Below are 6159 nucleotides of genomic sequence, written 5' to 3' on the forward strand. Positions count from 1 at the left end.
GGCCGCCGAAGCACGCGAGCGGAAAGCGGAGCCACTTGAGGAACTCTGGACAATCCCGGCCTGGAGCACGCGACGCCGTCAGCGCTTTCGGCGACCGTGTCCGAACCATCCGCGAGCAGAAGAATCTCACGCTTGAACAGCTCTCCAAATTGTCCGGGGTGAGCCGGGCGATGCTGTCCAAGATCGAACGTGGAGAGAAGAGCCCGACCATCGGCATCGCCAAGCAGATCGCGCACGCTCTCGGCGCTTCATTCTCTTCCCTTGTCGGTGACGAGGAGCCGACGCGTCGCGCCTTCGCGCTCGTGACGAAGGATCAGCGTCAGGTGTTTCGGGATCCGGAAACGGGGTTCGAGCGCTCCCTGCTTTCGCCGAACAGGCCCGGCATGACCGTCGAAGTCGTTCTGCACCATCTGCCGGCGAACACGTCGACCGGCCGTTCGCCGCCGCACCCGTCGGGGACCGGCAAGCACATCGTGGCCTCCCGGGGTCACGTGATCGTGGCGACCCCGGACAATGAGACGGTGCTGAACGAGGGTGATTGCCTGTATTTCGAGGCGGACGTCGAACACTGGTTCGAGAACCGCACATCCAGGCCGGCCGAATACTATCTGATCATCTCGGCGCCGCCCGCGAACCGCTCGTCCTAGGGTCTTCCGAAGCTCGGTGGCTGGCCGATCTCCACCGGCGCATCAGTGCCGCAGGCGAAGCTCCGCGCCCGCTCGTCGGCCAGCCTGCGGGCGGACTCGTTGGCGTCGGGATGGCCGGTGGCGGTCACCAGCCCGACGACGCAGCCCTGCCGGCCCTCCAACTGCCCGACCTTGGACACCACCAGCACCTCGGTCCGCCGCCCCTCCGCCCCCTCCACGGTCCAGCGGTGGATCGTGGCGAAGGGCGTGCTGCGGTCGCCCTCGCTCTCGATCCGCCATTCGATCCGCGGCCCGGCCGCGTTGAAGGCGGCGAAGGTCTCGAACGGCCGGTCGCCTGTGGGCGGGAAACCGTAGAACACCGAATGCCGCAGATCGGCGATCGAGAGCAGCACCGGATAGCCGCGCCAGCCGCTGCAGACCAGCTCCTGCCAGTCGCCGTCGTCTGGGCCGGCCGCGGCGACCGTCGCGCAATCCCGCTCCAGATCGAGATCGGTATAGGCGCTGGAGATCTCGCCGGCCGCCGCCGGGCCGAAACCGGCGAGGAAAGCCATGCCGATGAGGGCGTTTCGCATCGGAGTCCTCCGGTCGAACCGGAAAACAGTAACGGATTTCCTCCCGCACTGCGAAAAGGCGATTGCACCGCCGGGCCCGACTCAGGCAGGGTTCCGAAAACCCTAAAATCCTGGCGAATGAGCCGTCATCTGGGAGGCACCATGAAGCGGAACGCTGTTGCTGTCGGATTGCTGGTCGCGGGCTTCGCCCTGCCGGCCGCGGCCCAGGTCTCGGGCAATGTCGTCAAGATCGGCGTCCTGAACGACCAGTCCGGCGTCTATGCCGATTTCGGCGGCAAATGGTCGGTCGAGGCCGCGAAGATGGCGATCGAGGATTTCGGCGGCAAGGTGCTGGGCGTGCCGGTCGAGATCGTCTCCGCCGACCACCAGAACAAGCCCGATATCGGCTCGAACATCGCCCGGCAGTGGTTCGACGTCGACGGCGTCGACGCGATCACCGAGCTGACCACCTCCTCCGTCGCGCTCGCCGTCCAGGCGCTGGCCGCGGAGAAGCACAAGGTCACCATCACCTCCGGCGCCGCCACCACCGACCTGACCGGCAAGGCCTGCTCGCCCACCGGCTTCCACTGGGCCTACGACACCCATGCGCTGGCGGTCGGCACCGGCGGCGCCCTCGTCGGCCAGGGCGGCGACAGCTGGTTCTTCCTGACCGCGGACTACGCCTTCGGCTATTCGCTGGAGGAGCAGACGACGAAGTTCGTCACCTCCCAGGGCGGCAAGGTGCTGGGCAGCGTGCGGCACCCGCTGAACACCACCGACTTCTCCTCCTTCCTGCTGCAGGCCCAGGCGTCGGGCGCCAAGGTGGTGGGCCTGGCCAATGCCGGGCTCGACACCGCCAACGCGATCAAGCAGGCGGCGGAGTTCGGCATCGTCGCCGGCGGCCAGAAGCTGGCCGGCCTGCTGTTCACCCTGGCCGAGGTGCACGGCCTCGGCCTCGAGGCGTCGCAGGGGCTGGTGCTGACCGAAGGCTTCTACTGGGACCTGAACGACGAGACCCGGGCCTGGGCCCAGCGCTTCTTCGAGCGCACCCAGCGCATGCCGAACATGGTCCAGGCCGGCGAGTACTCGTCGGTCCTGCATTATCTGAAGGCGGTCCAGGCCGCCGGCACCGACGACGGCGAGAAGGTGGCGGCCAAGATGAAGGAGCTGCCGGTCGACGACGTCTTCGCCCATGGCGGCAAGGTCCTGGCCAACGGCCGCATGGTGCACGACATGTACCTGGCCGAGGTCAAGAAGCCGTCGGAGAGCAGCAAGCCGTGGGACTACTACAGGATCCTGGCCACCATCCCCGGCGACCAGGCCTATCTGTCGCTGGAGGAGAGCGGCTGCCCGCTCACGGCGAAGAAGTAGCCGGCGAATGGCTGAAGCCCAGCCGATCCTGGTGGCGGAGGGCCTGACCAAGGCCTTCCGCGGCTTTCTCGCCGTCAAGGGCGTGGACCTGGCCGTGCGCGAGGGCACGATCCACGCCCTGATCGGGCCGAACGGCGCCGGCAAGACCACCGTCTTCAACCTCTTGACCAAGTTCCACCAGCCGACCTCGGGCCGCATCGCCTTCCGCGGCGAGGACATCACCGGGCTGAAGCCGGCCGAGGTGGCGCGGCGCGGCCTCGTCCGCTCGTTCCAGATCTCGGCCGTGTTCCCGCATCTGACGGTCTTGGAGAACGTCCGGGTGGCGCTGCAGCGGCCGGAGGGCCTCGCGCGCCAGTTCTGGCGCTCGGACCGGGTGCTGCGGCGGCTCGACGACCGCGCTTTGGCGCTGATCGAGGCGGTCAATCTGAAGGACTTCGCCCACATCCCCGCCGTCGACCTGTCCTACGGCCGCAAGCGGGCGCTGGAGATCGCCACCACCCTGGCGCTCGACCCGCCGATGCTGCTGCTGGACGAGCCGATGGCCGGCATGGGGCACGAGGAGATCGGCCGCATCGCCGACCTGATCCGCCGGGTCGCGGCCGACCGCACGGTGCTGATGGTGGAGCACAACCTCAGCGTCGTCGCCGATCTCTGCCACCGGGTCACAGTGCTGCAGCGCGGCGAGATCCTGGCCGAGGGCAGCTATGCCGAGGTCTCGGCCGACCCGCGGGTGCGCGAGGCGTATATGGGGTCCGAGCATGGCTGAGCCGCTGCTCCATGTCCGCGGCCTGCAGGCCTTCTACGGCGAGAGCCATGTGCTGCACGGCGTCGACCTCGACGTCTTCCCGGGCGAGACCGTGACCCTGCTGGGCCGCAACGGCGTCGGCAAGACCACGACGCTGCGCGCCATCATGGGCATCCTGCGCCGGCGCCAGGGCACGATCCGGATGGACGGCACCGACCTGATGGCGACGCCGCCGCACAGCGTCGCCCGCGCCGGCATCGGCTATGTGCCGGAGGAGCGCGGCATCTTCGCCTCGCTCTCGGTCTCCGAGAACCTGACGCTGCCGCCGAAGGTGGCCGAGGGCGGGATGAGCCTCTCCGAGATCCACCGCCTGTTCCCGAACCTGGCCGAGCGCGCGTCGAGCCAGGGCACCAAGCTGTCGGGCGGCGAGCAGCAGATGCTGGCGATCGCCCGGGTGCTGCGCACCGGCGTGCGCCTGCTGCTGCTGGACGAGCCGACCGAGGGCCTGGCGCCGGTGATCGTGCAGCGCATCGGCGAGGTGCTGCGCACCCTGAAGGCCCAGGGCATGACCATCCTCCTGGTCGAGCAGAACTTCCGCTTCGCCAGCACCCTGGCCGACCGGCACTACCTGATGGAGGACGGCCGCGTGGTGGCCGAGATCCGGCGCGAGGAGATGGACGCGAAGATGGACCTGCTGCATGAGACGCTGGGGGTCTGAGATGAGGACCGCGCCATGATCCCGCTGCTCGGCATCCCCACCCAGGTGCTGTTCGGGCAGCTGCTGCTGGGGCTGATCAACGGCTCCTTCTACGCCCTGCTCAGCCTCGGCCTCGCCGTCATCTTCGGCCTGCTCAACGTCATCAACTTCGCCCATGGCGCGCAGTACATGCTGGGCGCCTTCGCCGCCTGGATGCTGCTGACCTTCCTCGGCGTCGGCTACTGGCCGGCGCTGGTGCTGGCGCCCATCGCCGTCGCGATCACCGGCATCATCCTGGAGAAGCTGTTCCTGTCGCGCCTCTACCGGCTGGACCCGCTCTACGGCCTGCTCCTGACCTTCGGCGTGACGCTGATCCTGGAGGGGCTGTTCCGCAGCCTCTACGGCACCTCGGGCCAGCCCTACGCCCCGCCGGCGGCGCTGACCGGCGCGGTCAATCTCGGCTTCATGGTGCTGCCGATCTACCGCGGCTGGGTGGTGCTGGCCTCGCTGGTGATCTGCTTCCTCACCTGGTTCGTGATCGAGAAGACCCCGCTCGGCGCCACCCTCCGCGCCGCCACCGAGAACCCGACCCTGGTCCAGGCCTTCGGCATCAACGTGCCGCGCATGATCACCCTGACCTATGCCTTCGGGGTCGGCCTCGCCGGCCTCGCCGGGGTGCTGGCGGCGCCGGTCTACCAAGTCAGCCCGCTGATGGGGTCGAACCTGATCATCGTCGTCTTCGCCGTGGTGGTGATCGGCGGCATGGGCTCGATCCTCGGCGCCATCGTCACCGGCTTCGCGCTCGGCATCTTCGAGGGGCTGACCAAGGTGTTCTACCCGCCGGCCTCGAACATCGTGGTCTTCGTCATCATGGCGCTGGTGCTGCTGGTCCGCCCCGCCGGCCTGTTCGGGCGGGAGCGCTGAGATGGCGGCGATCGACCAGGCCCGGGCGGAAGGCCTGAACGGGACGAGGATCGCGGTGGCGCTGGCGGTCGCGGTGGTCGCCCTCGGCGCGCCCTACGTCCTGTACCCCGTCTTCCTGATGAAGCTCCTGTGCTTCGCCCTCTTCGCCTGCGCCTTCAACCTGCTGATCGGCTATGTCGGCCTCCTGTCCTTCGGACACGCCGCCTTCTTCGGCGGCGCCGCCTATGTCAGCGCCCATGCCGCCAAGGTCTGGGGCTGGCCGCCGGAGGCGGCGATCCTGGCCGGCACCGCCGCCGCCGCGGCGATGGGGCTGGTGATGGGCTTCCTCGCCATCCGCCGCCAGGGCATCTACTTCTCGATGATCACCCTGGCGCTGTCGCAGATGGTGTTCTTCGTGGCGCTGCAGGCGCCCTTCACCGGCGGCGAGGACGGCATCCAGTCGGTGCCGCAGGACCGCATGTTCGGCCTGTTCGACCTGTCGGAGTCTCTGACCTTCTACTATGTCGTGCTGGCGATCTTCGGCCTCGGCTTCTTCATCATCTGGCGCATCGTGCATTCGCCCTTCGGCCAGATCCTGAAGGCGATCCGCGAGAACGAGCCGCGGGCGGTCTCGCTGGGCTACCGGGTCGACGCCTACAAGCTGACCGCCTTCGTCATGTCGGCGGCGCTGGCCGGCCTCGCCGGCGGCACCAAGGCGCTGGTGTTCCAGCTGGCCTCGCTGACCGACATCCAGTGGCAGATGTCGGGCGAGGTGATCCTGATGACGCTGCTCGGCGGCATCGGCACCATGGTCGGCCCGGTGGTCGGCGCCGGCCTCGTGGTGACGCTGCAGAACTACCTGGCCGAATCCGCCCTGCCGGTGACGGTGGTGACCGGCGCCATCTTCGTCGTCGTCGTCCTGTTGTTCCGCCGCGGCATCGTCGGCGAGATCGCGCACTGGCTGCGAAGAAAAGGTTAACCGGCTTATCCTTTCTATCCTCCTCCTCCGCTTGCGGGAGGGGCAAGGGGGGGCCGGGACCAACGCCGAGCGTCATCACCAGCCCCGCGGAAATCGAATTCTGAAAAGATTTCGCTTGCGGGAGAGGCCCGCCCTCACCCCACCCATTTCAGGCTGCTGTCATAGCTGACGTACTGCTTCCTCTGGCCTTCGAGGGCGTAGCGCAGGGCGTCGATGGCGTGGTTCTCGCGGTCCTCCAGCTCGGGCAGGGTCTCGCCGGTCTTCGG

7 protein-coding genes are annotated in these 6159 nt (G+C 68.3%); 6 read left to right on the forward strand and 1 reads right to left on the reverse strand.

What is annotated here, in order from left to right; all coding sequences use genetic code 11:
* Positions 1-35: 35 nt before the first annotated feature.
* Positions 36-647 (forward strand): helix-turn-helix domain-containing protein, encoded by a 612-nt coding sequence (locus G537_RS0124310; RefSeq protein ID WP_026872323.1) that lies wholly within the window; start codon positions 36-38, stop codon positions 645-647.
* Here the strand turns inward: G537_RS0124310 and G537_RS0124315 are convergent.
* Positions 644-1219 (reverse strand): hypothetical protein, encoded by a 576-nt coding sequence (locus G537_RS0124315; protein ID WP_026872324.1) that lies wholly within the window; start codon positions 1217-1219, stop codon positions 644-646. The genes G537_RS0124310 and G537_RS0124315 overlap by 4 nt on opposite strands.
* Before the next feature lie 141 nt (positions 1220-1360).
* Between G537_RS0124315 and G537_RS0124320 the strand changes: the two genes are divergently transcribed.
* Genes G537_RS0124320 through G537_RS39665 form a run of 5 tightly spaced genes read left to right on the forward strand, consistent with a single transcriptional unit; the run spans position 1361 to position 5893 of the window.
* Positions 1361-2569, forward strand: coding sequence for an ABC transporter substrate-binding protein (locus G537_RS0124320; RefSeq protein WP_026872325.1), 1209 nt, complete (start codon positions 1361-1363; stop codon positions 2567-2569).
* 7 nt (positions 2570-2576) lie between these two features.
* Positions 2577-3335, forward strand: a complete 759-nt coding sequence (locus tag G537_RS0124325; protein WP_026872326.1) for an ABC transporter ATP-binding protein — start codon at positions 2577-2579, stop codon at positions 3333-3335.
* Positions 3328-4032: an ABC transporter ATP-binding protein gene (locus G537_RS0124330; protein ID WP_026872327.1), complete on the forward strand. Its 705-nt coding sequence runs from the start codon at positions 3328-3330 to the stop codon at positions 4030-4032. Before G537_RS0124325 ends, G537_RS0124330 begins: the two co-directional genes overlap by 8 nt.
* 15 nt (positions 4033-4047) lie before the next feature.
* On the forward strand, positions 4048-4935 hold the full coding sequence (locus tag G537_RS0124335) for a branched-chain amino acid ABC transporter permease (RefSeq protein WP_026872328.1): 888 nt from the start codon (positions 4048-4050) through the stop codon (positions 4933-4935).
* A gap of 1 nt (position 4936) precedes the next feature.
* Positions 4937-5893, forward strand: coding sequence for a branched-chain amino acid ABC transporter permease (locus G537_RS39665; protein WP_034852839.1), 957 nt, complete (start codon positions 4937-4939; stop codon positions 5891-5893).
* The last annotated feature ends 266 nt before the right edge of the window (positions 5894-6159 follow it).

It is taken from the genome of Inquilinus limosus DSM 16000, from assembly GCF_000423185.1.
Classification (GTDB): Bacteria; Pseudomonadota; Alphaproteobacteria; order DSM-16000; family Inquilinaceae; genus Inquilinus; species Inquilinus limosus.